The sequence below is a fragment of the Streptomyces sp. NPDC059743 genome, from assembly GCF_042732975.1.
Taxonomy (GTDB): Bacteria; Actinomycetota; Actinomycetes; order Streptomycetales; family Streptomycetaceae; genus Streptomyces.
In genome coordinates, this window is the sequence record NZ_JBHWGS010000005.1 from 69748 (window position 1) to 88255 (window position 18508).

Sequence of the window (18508 nt, forward strand, 5' to 3'; positions counted from 1 at the left end):
CGAACACGGTGGTGCGGGCAGAACACGGTGTACGGCCAAGGGAGTTCAGCCCTTGACGGCACCGGCGGACATACCTGTGACGAGATGGCGCTGGGCGAAGAGGAAGACGAGCGCGGCGGGAACGGCGATGAGCACGGAAGCGGCGGTCATCGGGCCCCACTGGGCGCCGTACTGGTTGACGAACTTCTGGAGGCCGCCGGCGAGCGTGAGATTCTCGTCGCCGACCATGAAGGCGGAGGCGTACGCCACTTCGCCCCAGGCGGTGATGAAGGAGTAGAACGCGGTCACCGCGAGCCCGGGCTTGGCGAGCGGCAGCACCAGCCGGAAGAACGTACCGAACGGAGTCAGTCCGTCGACCTGGCCGGATTCGTCGATCTCCCGGGGAATGGTGTCGAAGAAGCCCTTCATCATCCAGGCGCAAAACGGCACGGCGATGGTGAGATAGGTGATCACCAGACCTGCCGACCGGTTGAGCAGTCCCAGTCCCGACATGATGTTGTAGATCGGCACGATGAGGACGGCGACCGGGAACATCTGGGTGATCAGCAGTGTCCACATCAGCCCGCGCTTGCCGGGAAAGCGGAAGCGGCTGACGGCGTAGCCGGTGGTGGCGGCGGTGAAGACACCGAGCACCGTGGTGAATCCGGCGACGAGCAGCGAGTTGCCGAACCAGGTGAGGAACGGAGTATCGCGCAGCAGGTTGGTGTAGTTCTCGAACGTCGTCTCTTTGAAGAAGTCCGTGGTGGTCGCGTAGCTCGCGGGCTTGAGCGAGGTCAGCAGGACCCAGAGCACCGGAAAGACGGCGATCACGGACGCCACGATCAGGGTGGTGTGCAGGGCGACGGAGGCCAGCGGTGAACGCCTGCCCCGGCGCGGTGTGTTGGCGCCGGCCGTGGTGGTGGACGGCGCGTCGGCCGGAGTGGTCCTGGGGACGGCTGCGGTGGTCACCACGTATCTCCCTGCGTACGGAGGACTCGCCGGTAGACCGCGGCGAAGGCCATCAGGAGGACGAGGATCAGCACGCCCCAGGTGGAGGACTGCGCGAAGTCGCGCGGGCTGATCTCGAAGGAGAACTTGAACGCCTGCGTGACCAGGATCTGTGTCGCCTCGCCGGGACCGCCGCGGGTCAGCAGGAAGATCACCGGGAACATGTTGAACGTCCAGATGGTGGAGAGCAGGATCACGGTCGTACTGACCGAGCGCAGCCCCGGCATGGTGATGTGACGGAAACGCTGCCAGGCATTGGCGCCGTCCATCTCGGCCGCCTCGTACATCTCGCCGGGGATGGACTGGAGTCCGCCGAGCAGCGCGACCATCATGAAGGGCACTCCGAGCCAGATGTTCACGGCGATGACCGAGAACTTGGCCCAGGTCGGATCGTTGAGCCAGGGCACAGCGTCGATACCGCCGCCCGCCAGCAGCTTGTTGAGGAAGCCGCGGTCCTCGTTGTAGAGGAAGCGCCAGGCGAAGACGGAGACGAAGCCGGGCACGGCCCAGGGCAGGATCAGCAGCATCCGGTAGAAGGAGCGGCCCGCGATCCGGCGGTTGAGGATGTTCGCCAGGGCCAGCCCGAGACCGAAGGTGACAGTGACGCAGGAGACCGTCCACACCAGCGTCCAGCCGAGTGTGGACAGGAACTGATCGCCCGTCAGCGCATCGGCGTAGTTGTCGAGTCCGACGAACTCATAGGTGGCGGGCAGATGGTTGACGCCGATGCTGCGCTCGACATTGCGCTCGTTGGCGTCGGTGAGCGACAGATAGACGCCGCGGACCAGCGGATAGCCAATGATCACGCCGATCACGGCCACCACCGGCGCGACCATGGCCCAGGCGTACCAGTGGGTCGCGAGGCCACGCCTGAGCCTCACCGGAGCCGGGAGCCCGCCGGAGCGCCGGAGCCCGCCGGGCGGTGTGCCGCCCGCGGCCTTCGGCACCGACTGGCTGGTGTGGAGAGCCATCCGGCCCGCCTTTCCTTTTCCTTCGGTCTGCTTCTTTGCTACGGCCCACCGGCCGGGACCGGTCAGGACCGGTGTGGACCGACCGGGGCCGACCGGCACCGGCCGGGACCAACCGGGACCGACCGGCCGGTCGGCCCGCTTCCGGCTTCTTAGGCCCGCTTCCCGCCGCTTCCTGTCGCTTCGGGCTACTTCCAGCCCTTGAGCAGCTCGCGATAGGCGTCACCGGTGGTGCCGACGCCCTTCTCCGGTGTGGTCTGCCCGGTGAGGACCTTGGTGTACTCGGTCACCAGCGGCGCGAACAGGCTGCCGGTCTCCGGGATCCACGGGCGCTCGACGGCCTTGTCCACGACGGGCTTGAAGAATCCGACGATCTCGTTGTCCGCGACGCCCGGCATCGCGTAGGCCGACGTACGCGTCGGGAGCAGGCTCAGCTCCTCGGCGACCTTGGCCTGGCTCTCGGCGGAGGTCATGTACTCGGTGAAGGCGTAGGAGGCGTCCAGGTTCTTGGAGCCCGCGTACACCGCGAGGTTGTGGCCGCCCTGCGGAGAGCCCTGCGCGACGGAGCCCGCCGGTACGGGCGCGATGCCCAGATTGGCCTTGTCCTTGAACTCGGCGCCGCCGTAGGTGTCGGTGACGGCCCAGGGACCATTGATCATCATCGCGACCTTGCCGTCCTTGAAGGACGCCTGCATGTTCTCCCAGCCGTCGGTGGCGTCGGTCTTGGCCGCTCCCGAGTCCACGAGATCCTTGACGACGGTCATGGCCTTGACGCCGGCCGCGTTGTCGACGGTGACGGTCTTGGACTCGGCGTCGACCAGATTGCCGCCCTCGCCGTACAGGAACGACAGGAACCAGTAGGCGTCGTCACCGCGCAGATACAGCCCGGTCTTCCCGGTCTTGTCCTTGACGGTCTTGGACACGGTCTTCAACTCGGCGATGGTCGTGGGCACTTCGACACCCGCGTCCTTGAAGATCTTCTTGTTGTAGAAGATGCCCATGGAGTCGATGACCTGCGGCACGGCATACGTCTTGTCGTTGTACTCGGTGGAGGCGGCGGCCTGCGCCAGGAAGTCCGTCTCATTCTTGAGCGCCGGAGTGCCGTCCAGCGGCGCGAGATAGCCGAGATCGGCGAACTCGGGAGTCCACGCGACCTCGGAACGGATCACATCGGGCGCGCCGGAGCCGGACTGCGCCGCGTTCTTGAACTTGTTCTGGGCCTCGCCGAAGGGCACGTTCACATACTTGACGTCGACCTTCGGGTGCTTCTTCTCGAAGTCCTCGGCGAGCTGCTTGAAGACCTTGTCCTCGCTGCCGACGGTGGAGGTGTCCCACCAGGTCACCGTGCCCGAAAGCTCGCCGCCCGCGCTCTTGCCGCTCGCCGGCTCGTCGTCGCTCCCGCAGGCGGTCGCCGCGAGGGCCAGGGTCGCGGCCAGGGCGGTGGCCGTTATGCCACGTCGCATCCGAACTCCTTCAACTGCCGTACCGCTCCGTCGCGGCGCCGGGTCGGACGTGAAGGTAACAGCGATGCAAGAAGGCCGAAAGACCTTGCGGAAGATTTCTGCAAGGACCGTTGATCGTTACTGCGGCGTGTCCCGCCGATTGCGGCCGTACCTCTTGACGCGGGCCCTGGAGGCCTGACAGGGACGGATCGCGCAGGTCCACGGCGTATGCCCGGGATGGCAGCACTGCCGCAGGAAGGTTTCGCAAGATCTTGCAAGGGCGGGCCGGGATGGCCGGTTCCCGCGTGCGGTGGGCAATCCGACAGACGCCCGGTACAGTCCACTCACATGACCGCACGGCTTGCCGATATCGCAACTCAGGCGGGGGTCAGCGAAGCGACGGTCAGCCGCGTACTGAACGGCAAACCCGGGGTTGCCGCGGCCACCCGCGAATCCGTACTCGCCGCGCTCGACGTCCTCGGCTACGAACGTCCGGTGCGGCTGCGCCGCCGCAGCGCGGGACTCGTCGGCCTGATCACACCCGAGCTGGAGAATCCGATCTTCCCGGCCCTGGCGCAGGTCATCGGCCAGGCGCTGACCAGGCAGGGCTACACACCGGTGCTCGCGACCCAGACTCCCGGCGGATCCACCGAGGACGAGCTGACGGAGATGCTGGTCGAACGGGACGTCTCCGGCATCATCTTCGTCTCCGGACTGCACGCCGACACCTCCGCCGACATGCGGCGGTACGAGAAGCTGCGCGCCCAGGGCGTGCCCTTCGTCCTTGTCGACGGTTTCTCGCCGAAGGTCCAGGCGCCGTTCATCTCTCCCGACGACCGGGCGGCGATGCGGCTGGCGGTGACGCATCTCGTCTCGCTCGGCCATCAGCGCATCGGTCTGGCCGTCGGCCCGCGCCGCTTCGTGCCCGTACTGCGCAAGATCGAGGGCTTCCGCGCCACGGTCCAGGAGTTGCTGGGACTCTCCTCGGACGAGACGGACGAGCTGATCCAGCAGTCGCTGTTCACGCTGGAGGGCGGTCAGGCCGCGGCCTCCGCACTGATAGACCGCGGCTGTACGGCGGTGGTGTGCGCGAGCGACATGATGGCGCTGGGCGCGATCCGCGCGGCGCGGCGGCTCGGCCTCGATGTGCCGCGCGATCTGTCGGTGGTCGGTTTTGACGATTCGCCGCTCATAGCCTTCACCGATCCGCCACTGACGACGATCCGCAAGCCGGTGCCGTCCATGGGCCAGGCGGCGGTCCGTACGCTCCTGGAGGAGATCGGCGGCACTCCCGCGCCGCACAGCGAGTTCGTCTTCATGCCCGAGCTGGTGGTTCGCGGTTCAACCGCTTCCGGACCGGCTCCGGGAGCGCAGGGAATGCCGGGGTCGCGGACGCGTCCGTAGTCCCGTCCATAGTTCCGTGCGTAGTCCCGTCCGTCCCGTCCGTAATGAGGAGAAGCCTGCGGGCGGAGTCGTCCCACGGTAGTAGCGCATGCGAGGCGAACCCGACCGGGGGATGATCGGTCGGAGGACGAGAATCTGGCAGACTCTCTCGCTATGGGTGAACCAACAGTGAAGACAGAGGAAGGCCGAGGGGTCAGCCCGTCACCCATCACACACGAGGAGGCGGACGCGAATCACGTGGCGACCGGCGCGAAACGCGACGCGACCGCACAGCCGGTGGACACCATGGATCCGGTGCTCGACGGCGCGTCGTCAAAACCGGCGGACGACCGCACGCTGCCGCGGCGCGACCACCTGTGGCTGCGGCGCGCGAGATCTCCTCGCCGTCCTCGTCTCTGGTTCGAAATCCTCCTGATCGCGGTGAGTTACTGGACGTACTCACTGATCCGTAACGCGGTTCCGGAGCGTCGGGCGAAGGCTCTGGAGAACGCGAACTGGATCTGGGACACCGAACAGCATCTTGGCATCGCCGTGGAGCGGTCAATCAACCACGCGGTGAATTCTGTGACGTGGCTGATCGTAGGAATGAACTACTACTACGCGACTCTCCACTTCATCGTCACGATAGGTGTGCTGGTCTGGCTCTTCCGCCGCCATCCCGGCCGTTACGCGGCCGGTCGGCTGGTGCTCTTCGCGACCACGGCCGTGGCCCTGCTCGGCTATTACCTGTATCCGCTGGCACCGCCGCGGCTGATGGCCGGGAACAGCTTCATCGACACGGTCGTGCACCATGAGACCTGGGGCTCGATGGCCTCGGGCAATCTCAAGAACATGTCGAACCAGTACGCGGCCATGCCGTCGATGCATATCGGCTGGTCGCTCTGGTGCGGTCTGACGATCTTCGCGCTGGCCAGGGCGCCCTGGACCAAGATTCTCGGTCTGCTCTATCCCACGCTGACGCTGGTGGTCATCGTCGCCACCGCGAACCACTTCTGGCTGGACGCGGTGGGCGGCATGATCTGTCTGTCCTTCGGCTTCGCGGTCTCGTACCTCTGGTACGGCTCGCTTCCCGCCCGGCTCCCGCGCGATGTGGACGAGGGCGCGGAGGACGCGGCGGGCGGTCCGGTGCGGCGGCTGCGTATGTTCAGGCCGTTGGCGCGTACGGTACGTACGGCTCGTACGACCCGTACGGCGGCTGCGCCGACGGCGCGAGGCGCTTCGACGGCGCAGGGCGGTACGGCGGCGGTACGGAACGGCACGGCGGTACGGGACACCTCGGCCGGTGGCAGGCCGGAGGCCGCCTCCTCGCGCGGCGCTCACACCGCGTCGTAGTGCACACCGCGTTGTGGCTCACACCGCGTCGTAGAACAGCCGCTCGACCACCGCGCGCGCCCGGCGCGTAATCCGGCGGTAGTCGTCCAGCATGTCTCCCACATGGCCCGGCCCGTACCCGAGGTAACGACCCATCGCCGCCAGTTCCCGGCCGTCCGACGGGAAGGTGTCGCCCGGCCTGCCTCGGACCAGCATCACGCCGTTGCGCACCCGGGAGGCCAGCACCCACGCGTCGTCCAGGATCTGCGCGTCCTCCGTCGAGAGCAGTCCGGCCGCCTGGGCCGCCGCGAGTGCCTCGCGCGTACGGGTCGTCCGCAGTCCCGGTTCCGCCCAGCCGTGCCGTAGCTGGAGAAGCTGGACCGTCCACTCGACATCCGAGAGCCCGCCACGGCCCAGCTTGGTGTGGAGCGTCGGATCGGCGGCCCTGGGCAGCCGTTCCCGCTCCATCCGTGCCTTGAGGCGGCGGATCTCCCGTACCGCGTCCTCGCCGAGCCCTTCCGCCGGATACCGCAGTGTGTCGATCAGCTCGATGAAGCGGCTGCCCAGACCGGCGTCGCCCGCCATCGGCTCCGCGCGCAGCAGCGCCTGGCTCTCCCAGACCAGCGACCAGCGCCGGTAGTAGGCCGCGTAGGAGGCGAGCGTACGGACCATCGGGCCGCTCTTGCCCTCCGGGCGCAGATCCGCGTCGATCAGCAACGGCGGGTCCGCGGTCGGGACCTGGAGCAGCCGACGCATCTCGGTGACCACCGCGTTCGCGGCGCGGCCCGCCTCCTGCTCGTCCACGCCCTCGCGCGGCTCGTGCACGAAGAGCACATCGGCGTCCGAGCCGTAGCTCAGCTCGTGGCCGCCGAATCTGCCCATGCCGATGACCGCGAATCTGGTCGGCAGCGTGTCGCCCCACTCCGCGCGCACGGCGGCGCGCAGGGCGCCCGCGAGCGTCGCCGCGTTGAGGTCGGTGACCGCGCTCCCGACGCGGTCCACCAGCGCTCCGGGATCCTCCTCGGCCGGGCTCTCCTCCGTACCGTACGAGCCGATCAGATCCGCCGCGGCCGTACGGAACAGCTCCCGTCTGCGCACTCCGCGCGCGGAGGCGACGGCGCCCTCCGCGGTGTCCGCGCGCCCGACCGCCGCCAGGATCTCCTGTTCGAGATGGTCACGGCCGCGCGGTGCCAGGCCCTCCGGATCGCCGAGGATCGCGACCGCCTCGGGCGCGCGCAGCAGCAGATCCGGCGCGAGCCGGCCGGCCGAGAGCACGCGCGCCAGATTCTCCGCCGCGGCTCCTTCGTCCCGCAGCAGCCGCAGATACCACGGCGTCTTGCCGAGCGCGTCGGACACCTTACGGAAGCCGAGCAGCCCGGCGTCGGGATCGGCCGAGTCCGCGAACCAGCCCAGCAGTACCGGCAGCAGCGTCCGCTGGATCGCCGCCTTGCGGCTCACTCCGGACGACAGCGCCTCCAGATGGCGCAGCGCGGAGCCCGGATCGGCGTATCCGAGCGCTTCGAGCCGCTGGCGCGCGGCCTTCGGACTGAGCCTGGTCTCGCCGGGCGTGAGCTGGGCGACCGCGTCGAGCAGCGGCCGGTAGAAGAGCTTCTCGTGCAGCCGCCGGACCACCGCGGCATGGCGTTTCCACGCCTTGTTCAGCTCGGCGACCGGATCGCCGCGCATCCCGAGCGAGCGCCCGAGCCGACGCAGATCGGCCTCTCCGTCCGGTACGAGATGCGTACGGCGCAGCCGGTAGAGCTGGATGTGGTGCTCCATGGCGCGCAGGAGGCGGTACGCCTCGTCGAGCTGCCGCGCGTCCGTACGGCCCACATAGCCGCCTGCCGCCAGCGCGCCCAGCGCTTCGAGGGTGGAGCTGCTGCGCAGCGAGGCGTCGCTGCGGCCGTGGACCAGTTGGAGGAGCTGTACGGCGAACTCGACGTCCCGCAGCCCGCCGGGCCCGAGCTTCAGCTCGCGCTCGGCCTGTCCCGCGGGCAGGTTCTCGATGACGCGGCGGCGCATCTTCTGCACGTCGGAGACGAAGTGCTCGCGCTCGGCGGCCTGCCAGACCAGCGGCGAGACGCCGTCGATGTACTCCGCGCCGAGCAGCGGATCGCCGGCCACCACCCGGGCCTTGAGCAGCGCCTGGAACTCCCAGGTCTTGGCCCAGCGCTGGTAGTACGCGAGATGGCTGCTCAGCGTCCGTACGAGCGGCCCGTTGCGGCCCTCGGGCCGCAGATTGGCGTCGACGGGCCAGATGGTCCCTTCGATGTTCGACTCGGAGCAGATCCGCATGAGATGGGAGGCCAGCCGGGTCGCGGCCCGGATCGCGGCGCCCTCGTCGGCCTCGCCGTCGGCGCCTTCCGGCAGTGCTCCGACGAAGATCACATCCACATCGGAGACATAGTTCAGCTCATGGCCGCCGCACTTGCCCATCGCGATGACGGCGAGCCGGCACGCGGCGGCGTCCTCGGGCGCGGCGGCCCGGGCGATCGCGAGGGCCGCGCGCAGCGTCGCGGTGGCCAGATCGGCCAGTTCGGCGGCGGTCTCGGCGACATCCGTCGTACCGCAGACGTCCCTGGCGGCGATGGCCAGCAGACAGCGGCGGTAGGCGATCCGCAGCGACACCGGATCGTCGGCACCGGCGAGACCGAGTTCGAACTCCTCGACGCCGGGATGCAGATCGGCCAGTTCATAGGTGACCAGCGCATGCCAGTCGCCCGGGTGTCTGGCGAGATGATCACCGAGCGCCTCGGACGCGCCGAGCACGCCGAGCAGCCGGTCGCGCAGCGGCTTGGCCGTCACCAGCGTGTCCAGCAGCATCGCCCGCACGTCGGGCTTCTGCGCCTCGGCCAGCCGGACGAAGCCACGCAGCGCGAGATCGGGATCAGCGGTCGCGCCGAACGCGTCGAGCAGCAGCGGATCGGACCGTACGATCGCCATCTCGGGCTCGTCGAGCAGCCGCTCGGCGGCGGAGGGATCGATAAAGCCGTGCCGCAGCAGGCGGATGAACGTACTGCTCCTGCGACCCGGCACTGTCATACGCCGTCTCCTGTCCGCGACCCTGTCCAACCGGCTCTGCCCGACAGACTCTGCCCGACCGACCCCAGGATTCGAGCCTAGGCCCTGACCGCCGAGAGGGCGGCGCGCGGGAGGGATGAGTCCCTGGCCGGTCGAGGCCCGGGAGCGTAAGAGACCGGGCCCTGTGATGGGCGGCGCGGGTGGGCGCCGCCCATCACTGTGGCCGGGGAGCCGGTGAACGGCGGTTACGGTGTGGTCGCCGGCAGCACTTGGTGAAGGACCTGATTGGCAGTCATGGCACCCACCCATACCCGCAGTTGCTGAAGATCGCCCGGGAAGTAGTGACCGGTCGTGCCGCCCGTGGCTCCTCGCCCGATGCCGAGTTCACCGCTGCCCTGCTGCACAGCGCCGAATCCCGCGCGGGGGCCGGAAAGCACCTCGGATACTCCGATGAACAGATGCAGTTTGCCGATGCCCTGTTCGGTCTGTGCCGGATCCAGAGGGTCAATCTGCTTCCAGGCCTCCTGGGCGTCGAACACGCCTGTCACATCGACCCATGTGTCGACCTCGGCGAGATCACCGGCAGGGGAGATTGCGGCGTTGCGCGTCACGTTGCCGGCCGCATCGGTCGCGGTGCGGGTGAACTGCCAGGTGTAGAGGCCGTCCGCCCACTTGACGACCCACAGCGCCCACGACGACTCAAGGCCGCTGCTCTGCCCGGCCACCTGGCCCCGGTAGCCGACCGGCTTCCCCGCCAGTGCCTGCCCGTTCAACCGCACCCGCGCCGAGACGGTGAAGGAGCCGGACTCGTCCACGACCGGGCCCTGTGCGGCGGCGTATCCGGAGGTGCCGTCAAGGATCAGGCCATTGCCGGCGTCATCGAGCACCGCGCCCGTGGCCGACAGCTTCATGGCCGGGACCGGGTAGGGCGTGCCCTGAGCGATCTCCGTGCCCGTGGCGGTGGTCGCGTCCCACTGCGCCACGAGTTCATTGGCCGGCGCGTCATCCTGCGCCAGCTGGACCTCACCCCGGATTTCCCCCGGCGTGAGGGATCGCTGCCACACCGCGCTCTCGTCAATCAGGCCCCGGAAGTACTGGCCGCCTTCGCCCTGGATGACGGACCGTCCGAACTGAAGACCGCCGGTGGCCGTCCAGGGCTGGTACGTGGCGTTCTGGGACGCGGCCGAAGCGGCGAGCTTCACCGGCGTGCCCTGGGGACGGCCGTTGACATAGAGCTGAATGGTGTCGTTGGCCGTATCGGTGTCACCGTGGGTGTCGAAAGCGGCGGCGAGGTGGGTCCAGACGTTGAGCGTCGGATCCGTCCCTTCCGCCTCCGACCTGACGACCGCCGCCGTAGCGGAGTCGTCAACGGCGTGGCTGAACACCCAGCGCCTGTCGGCAGCGGAGTAGTACAGGGCGAACGCCTGCGCCTGGCTGCCCGGGATGGACAGCACCGTACGGCTGGACGACGCATCGGTCAGATTCACCCAGGTGGACAGAGTGAACGAGTCCTTGGTGTTGAGTACCGGCTCGCCGGTCGCGGCGTAAGCCGTCTGCTCGGCGGGAGTGGCACCGTCCAGCCACAAGGACCGGTCCTCCTCTCCTCGCCGCGCCATCGCCGACCAGTCGGCTCCGGCCGTGTACAGAGTGGCGTCGTGGCGGATCCCCTCGGTGGCCGTGTCCTTCGCCACCGTGACTCCGGAGCCGGGCGCACCGTCGTCGAAGCGCCAGCGCCCAGTGGCCCCTTGGGGCGGCGTGACCTTGAAGGTGAACTCCGCCGGAGGGCCCAGCCGTCCGCGGTCGTCCCTGGCCTCAACCACCAGTACCTGGGTTCCCGCCTGCGACGGAATCACATGGTGCTCCGTGTACGGAGAACCGTCGACCACATGGGTTTCCGCGGCGGACGACGTCACCAGCCTCCACCGGAAGCCCGTGATGTCTCCATCGGCGGGATTCGGCTTGAAAGTGAACGAACCCGGCACGCCCGGACCACCCGCTCCCTCGCACGCGTCGGCCACGCACTCCGTGTACGGGCCATTCGCCGTGATCTGCGGGGCTCCGGGTACCGCCGAGCCGATCCGCTTACCGCCGGCAGCCGCAGCGGCCGAGGTCGGCAGGATGAAAGCGGGAATTCCGCCCAGAACCGCCAACGCCACAACACCCGACACCACACGACGTGTACGTGTACGTCTTCGACTCGCACGACCCATAATCCCCACCCCACACTCACGAAATCACCACTGACCCGGCCGACCTTAAACGATCAGTGTTGGCCTTCAAGGTCATTTAACTGAGGCCATCGAAGAGGTGAATTCGAAGCTAACGTGAAAAGAGTGCGGGCCGACGGTGAGAAACCGTCGGCCCGTGGCGGGAAAGGGAGAAGGGAAAGGGAATACAGAAGCGGATCAGAGCACCGGGAGGTTTTTGCGGAGTTCGAAGGCCGTGACCTCGCTGCGGTATTCCTCCCATTCCTGCTTCTTGTTGCGGAGGAAGAAGTCGAAAACATGCTCGCCCAGGGTCTGGGCGACCAGTTCGCTGCGTTCCATCAGGGAGATCGCCTCGCCGAGGTTCTGCGGGAGAGGTTCGATGCCCATGGCGCGGCGTTCGGCGTCGGAGAGGGCCCAGACGTCGTCGTCGGCGCCCGCCGGGAGTTCGTAGCCCTCTTCGATGCCCTTGAGGCCGGCGGCGAGGAGGACTGCGTAGGTGAGGTACGGATTGGCGCCGGAGTCGATCGAGCGGACCTCGACCCGGGCTGAGCCCGTTTTGCCGGGCTTGTACATCGGGACGCGGATCAGCGCCGAGCGGTTGTTGTGGCCCCAGCAGATGTACGAGGGAGCCTCGCCGCCCGAGCCCGCGGTGCGGCTGGAGCCGCCCCAGATGCGCTTGTACGAGTTGACCCACTGGTTGGTGACCGCCGAGATCTCCGCCGCGTGCTTCAGCAGACCGGCGATGAAGGAGCGGCCGACCTTGGAGAGCTGATATTCGGCGCCCGACTCGTAGAACGCGTTCCGGTCTCCCTCGAACAGGGAGAGATGCGTGTGCATGCCCGAGCCCGGATACTCCGAGAACGGCTTCGGCATGAACGTCGCCTGTACGCCCTGCTCCAGCGCGACCTGCTTCATCACCAGGCGGAACGTCATGATGTTGTCGGCCGTCGACAGCGCGTCCGCGTACCGCAGATCGATCTCCTGCTGGCCGGGCGCGCCCTCGTGGTGGCTGAACTCCACCGAGATGCCCATCGACTCCAGCATCGTGATCGCCTGGCGCCGGAAGTCCATACCGACATTCTGCGGAGTGTGGTCGAAATAGCCCGAGCTGTCGGCCGGAGTGGGCCGGGTGCCGTCGTCCGGCTTCTCCTTCAGGAGAAAGAACTCGATCTCCGGGTGCGTGTAGAAGGTGAATCCCAGATCCGAGGTCCTGGCGAGCATCCGCTTGAGCACGAAACGCGGGTCTGCGAAGGACGGCGAGCCGTCGGGCATCAGGATGTCGCAGAACATACGGGCGGTGCCGGGGGCCTCGGCGCGCCAGGGCAGGATCTGGAAAGTGCCCGGATCGGGCTTGGCGATCATGTCGGATTCGTACACACGAGCGAAGCCCTCGATCGCAGAGCCGTCGAATCCCATGCCCTCGTCGAAGGCCTGCTCCAGCTCGGCGGGCGCGACGGCGACCGACTTCAGAAAGCCGAGCACATCGGTGAACCACAGGCGTACGAAGCGGATGTCGCGCTCCTCGAGCGTGCGGAGCACGAATTCCTGCTGCTTGTCCATATTAGCTGTCCTACCCATCCTTGCTGGTCAGGCCACCTGCTCCCATGCCGCGGGGCACGTTGGGGCACACGAGCATCCCACCACACGATTTCGGGCACGTTGCGAACCCCCGTCCAACGCCCTACATCGCGCGCGTGTACGGACACCCTGCCCATAGTGCCTGTACGAGTGCTGCCCAGGTAATAGGTGTCCGCAACTTATGGTGCTGAAGTGCCGAAGGTTCAGTGCCGGGCGTGGGTGTCCGACCAGCCCAGTGGGTACGGCTCCGAATCGTCGCCCGGGACCGCCGGCTCTCCGCCCGCCCGGATGAACGCGGTCAGCGCGCCGACCAGGGCGGTGCGCTGCCCGGGAGTCAGCCGCTCCACGATCGCCGAGATCTCGCGGTGCCGCGCGTCCATGACCTGCTCGACCAGTCTGCGGCCTTCCGGGGTCAGCCGCAGCATCGTCTGACGGCGGTTGTCCGGGTTGCTCTGCCGGGTCGCCAGACCGACGGCGATGAGGCGGTCGAGCATCCGCATGGCGGTCGAGGGATTCACTCCGAGCCGCTCGGCCACCTCGACCAGTTTCGCGTCGCCGTGCGTCGCGAGGACCGCGAGGAGGCGGTACTGAGGCAGAGTGACGCGTTCGACCTGTTCCGCCACGGTGGCCAGGGAGCGGGCGGACACGGTGACCAGCAGCCGGGACGCGGCCAGCACGGCGTGGGTCACGGCGTCGACGTCAGCGTCGACGCCGGCCTCGACATCGACGCCGGCCTCGACATCGACGTCCGCCTCGGCATCGACGTCCACGTCGGCTCCCACGCCGGCGTCCGTCCCGTCCACGTCGGCGTTCATCTCCCGGTGGTCGGCCATAAACCCTTTGTATCGCGGTATCGCACCTGATGGCCGATTCGGAACGGATCGCGCCACCGCCGGGCCGCCCTCGGGCCGCCCTCAGGCCGCCGAAGGGCTCCTCACTGCTGCTGACCGGTGACGTACGCACTACGATCTGCGCCCATGGGGGGACCGCGGCGCAGCCACATACGCAGCACGCGTCCCATGGCACTGGCGAGTGCCATGGCGACGCTGTTCGCCGCGCTCTTCATATGTCTGGGCCCTGAATCCGCGACCGGTTCCGGCTCCGGTTCCGATTTCGGCGCCGGGCCCGGCGACAGACACGCAGGGAACCGTTCTTTCACCACCGTGAGCCAGGCCGAGGCCCGCTTCAGCTGTCCGTACGACAACGGCGACTGCGGGCTCTTCACACATCTCAGCCCGGCCGTGCTCACCGTACCGCCGCCGGCCGCGCCACTCGCCGCCGACGTACAGCTTCCGCACCGCGAACCGCCGTACCCCACCGGCCAGGTGCCCCGCTCCGGCGCGCTCGCCCGCGCGCCGGACCTCCACGTCCTTCAAGTACTGCGGACGTAGGGCCTCTCGTTCGGACCTAGCCGGGCCCGCACCCCGCACCGGGATCCCGATCCTCTCCATCCGCCCGTATTCCGCGGTCATCGCCCGTAATCCGGAGCTGTCCGCGTTCCGTAGTCATCTCAGAAGGACATACATCATGGCTTCCAAGTCCCAGTCCGCCGAGCGCAAGGCCCGAATAGAGGAGATGCGCCGCGCCGAGCGTGCCCGCGAGCGGCGCAGTCGCATCATCACGATCACGGCGAGCGCCGTCGTGGTCGCCGCCCTTGTCGCTTTCGGCGCCTACATCCTCAACAAGGAGTCCGACAAGAAGGAGGAGCAGCAGGCGGCGGCCAAGGCGCCCATCAAGGACGAGAAGTCCTGGGATGCCAAGAAGCTCGGGCGCAACCATGTCACCGAGGCGGTCAAGTACCCGATGACGCCGCCGGTGGGCGGTGACCACAATCAGGTGTGGATGAACTGCCAGGGTGACGTCTACAAGGAGCCGATCGCGGACGTCAACGCCGTTCACTCGCTGGAGCACGGCGCGGTCTGGGTCACCTACAACGACAAGGCCTCCGAGGCCGATGTGAAGACGCTCGGCGAGAAGGTCGAGAAGACTCCGTACTCGATGATGAGCCCGCTGAAGGAACAGGCCGGCGCGATCATGCTGAGCGCCTGGGGCAAGCAGGTCACGGTGGACAGCGCGAGCGACCCGCGCGTGGACCAGTTCTTCACCAAGTACGTACAGGGCTCGCAGACGCCCGAGCCGGGCGCGGCCTGCACGGGCGGAATGGGCGCGCAGTGAGCGCGGTGAGCTCCGCCGCCCGCTCGGTCACCCGCACCCAGTGGGCGGCGATCACGGCGGTCGTCCTGGCGCTGCTCTTCGCCGGTACGGCGACGGTGGCGTCCGCCGGGCGTGACAGCGGTACGGGTACGGAGTCGGCTCCCGCGCCGTCGGCCGACTCCGCGGACGCGGGCTTCGCCCGTGACATGGCCGTCCACCATCAGCAGGCGGTGGAGATGTCCTTCATCGTGCGGGACAGCACGGACGACGAAGAGGTGCGCCGGCTGGCGTACGACATCGCCAACACCCAGGCGAACCAGCGCGGGATGCTGCTGGGCTGGCTGGACCTGTGGGGACTGCCGAAGGTGCAGTCGGGCCAGGAGCCGATGGCCTGGATGGAGAAGTCCGGCTCCGGCGATCACAGCGATATGGGCAATATGGGCGACATGAGCGGGATGGATCACGGGAGCGGGAGCTCGGGACACGAGGCCCATGACGGCTCGCTGATGCCCGGCATGGCCACGAAGACCGAGCTGGACCAGCTCCGCCAGGCGCGCGGCAAGCAGGCCGAGATCCTCTATCTCCAGCTCATGACCGACCACCACATGGGCGGTGTGTCCATGGCGCAGGGCTGTGTCGAGCTGTGCGAGGTCGGTACGGAGAAGGACCTCGCCGCAGGGATGGTCGCGGCCCAGCAGTCGGAGATGGGCCTGATGGCGGACCTGCTCAAGGCCCGCGGCGCGAAGCCCCGTACCGGCTGACGAGGGCGGACGGGTTTACGGGGTTTACGCGCACAGGGGCGCCGGTTCGAGCGGAACCGGCGCCCCTGACGCGTTCAGCGGTCGCGGCGCCCGAACGGCTGCAAGATGATGGATTTGACTCGGGATGGACGGGATGGAACGGAACGTCCCCATCCGTGTCCCCACGCAGGCCGTATCCCCACGCAGGAGGCATGATTCCCATGACCACCGCCAAAGACATCATGCACCCGGGAGCCCAGTGGATCCCGGCCCACGAGACCCTTGACCGCGCCGCACAGCTGATGCGTCAGCTCAATGTGGGCGCACTCCCCATAGCCGACGAGAACGAACGGCTGGCAGGCATACTCACGGACCGTGACATCGTCGTCGGCTGTGTGGCCATGGGCCATGACCCGGCACAGACCACGGCCGGCGAGATGGCGCACGGCACACCGCGCTGGATCGATTCGAGCGCGGATGTGGACGATGTGCTGTTCGAGATGCAGGGCCACCAGATCCGCCGGCTTCCGGTGATCGAGAACAAGCGTCTGGTCGGGATGATCAGTGAGGCCGATCTGGCCCAGCACCTCAGCGGCGAGCAGATCGGCCAGTGGTGCGAGCAGGTCTACGCGACCACCAGCGGCTCGGGCAGCTCAGGCCGCTCAAGCAGTTCAATGCGCTGAAGGAGCTGAGGCAGCACTCAAGGAGCTGAGACGGCTCAAGGAGCTCACCGGAGCTCAAGGGCTCAAGCGGCTGAGGCCGGCCTCACCGGCCTGGCCCAGCCCGTACCCGTCCGGCCCAGCCCGTACTCGTACCCGCAGGCCCCCCGCCCGGCCGTCCCGGCTCCCGTGCGAGTGGGACGGCCCACACCTCGCACCCCGGGACATCGCGTCAGACAGACGATTACACTGGGCCCGTGCCTCAACTACGCCTCGCTCTGAATCAGATCGACTCGACCGTCGGCGATCTCGCCGCGAACGCCGAGGCGATCGTGCACTGGACCCGGCACTCCGCCGAGCAGGGCGCGCATGTCGTCGCCTTCCCCGAGATGATGCTGACCGGCTATCCCGTCGAGGACCTCGCCCTCCGTTCGTCCTTCGTGGAGGCCTCCCGCGCCGCCCTGCGCGCGCTCGCGGTCCGGCTGGACGAGGAGGGCTTCGGCGAGCTGCCGGTCATCGTCGGCTATCTCGACCGTTCCGAGAAGGCCCAGCCGCGGTACGGCCAGCCCGCGGGCGCCCCGCAGAACGCCGGCGCCGTGCTGCACCGCGGCGCGGTCGTGCTGACCTTCGCCAAGCACCATCTGCCCAACTACGGCGTCTTCGACGAGTTCCGCTACTTCGTACCGGGCGACACCATGCCCGTCGTCCGGGTCCATGGCATCGACATCGCGCTCGCGATCTGCGAGGACCTCTGGCAGGACGGCGGCCGGGTGCCGGCCGCCCGGTCCGCCGAGGCCGGGCTGCTGGTCTCCATCAACGCCTCGCCGTACGAGCGCGAGAAGGACGACACCCGTCTTGAGCTGGTGCGCAAGCGCGCCCAGGAGGCCGGCTGCACCACCGCGTATCTCGCCATGATCGGCGGCCAGGACGAGCTGGTCTTCGACGGTGACTCGATCGTGGTCGACAAGGACGGCGAAGTCGTGGCGCGCGCGCCGCAGTTCGCCGAGGGCTGTGTGGTCCTGGACCTCGATCTGCCGGCCGCCTCGCCCGAACCGCCCACGGGTGTGGCGGACGACGAGCTGCGGATCGACCGGGTGATCCTCTCCGAGGAGCCTCTCCCGGCCTACGAACCCGAGCTGTCCGGAGGCTACGCCGACCGGCTGGAGGACGACGAGGAGGTGTACTCGGCACTGGTCGTGGGCCTGCGCGCGTACGTCGCCAAGAACGGCTTCCGTTCCGTGCTGATCGGGCTCTCCGGCGGTATCGACTCCGCGCTCGTCGCCGCCCTCGCGTGCGACGCGGTGGGCGCGCAGAACGTGTACGGGGTGGCCATGCCGTCCAAGTACTCCTCGGACCACTCCAAGGGCGACGCGGCCGAGCTGGCCCGCCGTACCGGGCTCAACTTCCGTACGATCCCGATCGAGCCGATGTTCGACGCGTACATGGGCTCGCTCGCGCTCACCGGACTCGCGGAGGAGAACCTCCAGTCGCGGCTGCGCGGCACGATGCTGATGGCCCTCTCCAACCAGGAGGGCCAGATCGTGCTCGCACCGGGCAACAAGTCCGAGCTGGCGGTGGGCTACTCGACGCTGTACGGCGACTCCGTCGGCGCGTACGGCCCGATCAAGGACGTCTACAAGACATCCGTCTTCCGGCTCGCCCGCTGGCGCAACCGCGCCGCCGAGGAGCGCGGCCAGACGCCGCCGATCCCGGAGAACTCGATCTCCAAGCCGCCGAGCGCCGAGCTGCGTCCCGGCCAGGTAGACACGGACTCGCTGCCGGACTACGACGTACTGGACCGGATCCTGGAGCTGTACGTCGACCGCGACCAGGGCAAGGACGCGATCGTCACGGCCGGTTTCGACGCCGAACTGGTCGCGCGGACGCTGCGGATGGTGGACACGGCGGAGTACAAGCGGCGCCAGTACCCGCCGGGCACCAAGATCTCGGCGAAGGGCTTCGGCAAGGACCGCCGCCTCCCGATCACCAACCGCTGGCGGGAGTCGCCCCACCAGGGCTAGAGAGGTCTGACAGGTC

The 18508-nt window shown here is 68.3% G+C and carries 14 protein-coding genes; 7 read left to right on the forward strand and 7 right to left on the reverse strand.

Annotation, left to right across the window (positions count from 1 at the left end; translation table 11 throughout):
* Positions 1-45: 45 nt before the first annotated feature.
* From ACFV6H_RS10805 to ACFV6H_RS10815, 3 genes are all read right to left on the reverse strand, one after another.
* Positions 46-948, reverse strand: a complete 903-nt coding sequence (locus ACFV6H_RS10805) for a sugar ABC transporter permease (protein ID WP_385540513.1) — start codon at positions 946-948, stop codon at positions 46-48.
* Positions 945-1958, reverse strand: coding sequence for a carbohydrate ABC transporter permease (locus ACFV6H_RS10810; protein ID WP_384787591.1), 1014 nt, complete (start codon positions 1956-1958; stop codon positions 945-947). Before ACFV6H_RS10810 ends, ACFV6H_RS10805 begins: the two co-directional genes overlap by 4 nt.
* A 185-nt stretch (positions 1959-2143) precedes the next feature.
* A complete protein-coding gene (locus tag ACFV6H_RS10815) occupies positions 2144-3418 on the reverse strand; it encodes an extracellular solute-binding protein (protein WP_385540516.1) in 1275 nt (424 codons plus the stop codon).
* 327 nt (positions 3419-3745) lie between these two features.
* Between ACFV6H_RS10815 and ACFV6H_RS10820 the strand changes: the two genes are divergently transcribed.
* The gene (locus ACFV6H_RS10820; RefSeq protein WP_385540518.1) at positions 3746-4801 is read left to right on the forward strand and encodes a LacI family DNA-binding transcriptional regulator; all 1056 of its coding nucleotides are present in this window, start codon (positions 3746-3748) and stop codon (positions 4799-4801) included.
* A 153-nt stretch (positions 4802-4954) separates the two neighbouring features.
* Positions 4955-6133, forward strand: coding sequence for a phosphatase PAP2 family protein (locus tag ACFV6H_RS10825; protein WP_385540520.1), 1179 nt, complete (start codon positions 4955-4957; stop codon positions 6131-6133).
* Positions 6134-6151: 18 nt separating this feature from the next.
* On the opposite strand, the gene ACFV6H_RS10830 is transcribed toward ACFV6H_RS10825, so the two are convergent.
* The 4 genes from ACFV6H_RS10830 to ACFV6H_RS10845 form a co-directional block, all read right to left on the reverse strand.
* On the reverse strand, positions 6152-9154 hold the full coding sequence (locus tag ACFV6H_RS10830) for a bifunctional [glutamine synthetase] adenylyltransferase/[glutamine synthetase]-adenylyl-L-tyrosine phosphorylase (RefSeq protein ID WP_385540522.1): 3003 nt from the start codon (positions 9152-9154) through the stop codon (positions 6152-6154).
* Positions 9155-9378: 224 nt separating this feature from the next.
* Positions 9379-11046, reverse strand: coding sequence for a LamG domain-containing protein (locus ACFV6H_RS10835; RefSeq protein WP_385540524.1), 1668 nt, complete (start codon positions 11044-11046; stop codon positions 9379-9381).
* Positions 11047-11538: 492 nt separating this feature from the next.
* Complete coding sequence (glnA, locus tag ACFV6H_RS10840; RefSeq protein WP_384987117.1) at positions 11539-12900, reverse strand: type I glutamate--ammonia ligase; 1362 nt, start codon at positions 12898-12900, stop codon at positions 11539-11541.
* A gap of 221 nt (positions 12901-13121) precedes the next feature.
* Positions 13122-13751 (reverse strand): MarR family winged helix-turn-helix transcriptional regulator, encoded by a 630-nt coding sequence (locus ACFV6H_RS10845; protein WP_385540526.1) that lies wholly within the window; start codon positions 13749-13751, stop codon positions 13122-13124.
* 186 nt (positions 13752-13937) lie between these two features.
* Between ACFV6H_RS10845 and ACFV6H_RS10850 the strand changes: the two genes are divergently transcribed.
* The 5 genes from ACFV6H_RS10850 to ACFV6H_RS10870 all read left to right on the forward strand — a co-directional run bounded on the left by ACFV6H_RS10850 (position 13938) and on the right by ACFV6H_RS10870 (position 18492).
* Positions 13938-14309: a hypothetical protein gene (locus ACFV6H_RS10850; protein WP_385540528.1), complete on the forward strand. Its 372-nt coding sequence runs from the start codon at positions 13938-13940 to the stop codon at positions 14307-14309.
* A gap of 136 nt (positions 14310-14445) precedes the next feature.
* The gene (locus ACFV6H_RS10855) at positions 14446-15093 is read left to right on the forward strand and encodes a DUF3105 domain-containing protein (RefSeq protein ID WP_384787560.1); all 648 of its coding nucleotides are present in this window, start codon (positions 14446-14448) and stop codon (positions 15091-15093) included.
* A 5-nt stretch (positions 15094-15098) separates the two neighbouring features.
* A complete protein-coding gene (locus ACFV6H_RS10860; RefSeq protein WP_385541017.1) occupies positions 15099-15833 on the forward strand; it encodes a DUF305 domain-containing protein in 735 nt (244 codons plus the stop codon).
* Between the two features lie 200 nt (positions 15834-16033).
* Positions 16034-16495 (forward strand): CBS domain-containing protein, encoded by a 462-nt coding sequence (locus ACFV6H_RS10865; RefSeq protein WP_093589312.1) that lies wholly within the window; start codon positions 16034-16036, stop codon positions 16493-16495.
* A 233-nt stretch (positions 16496-16728) separates the two neighbouring features.
* Complete coding sequence (locus ACFV6H_RS10870) at positions 16729-18492, forward strand: NAD+ synthase (RefSeq protein ID WP_385540531.1); 1764 nt, start codon at positions 16729-16731, stop codon at positions 18490-18492.
* Positions 18493-18508 lie beyond the last annotated feature (16 nt).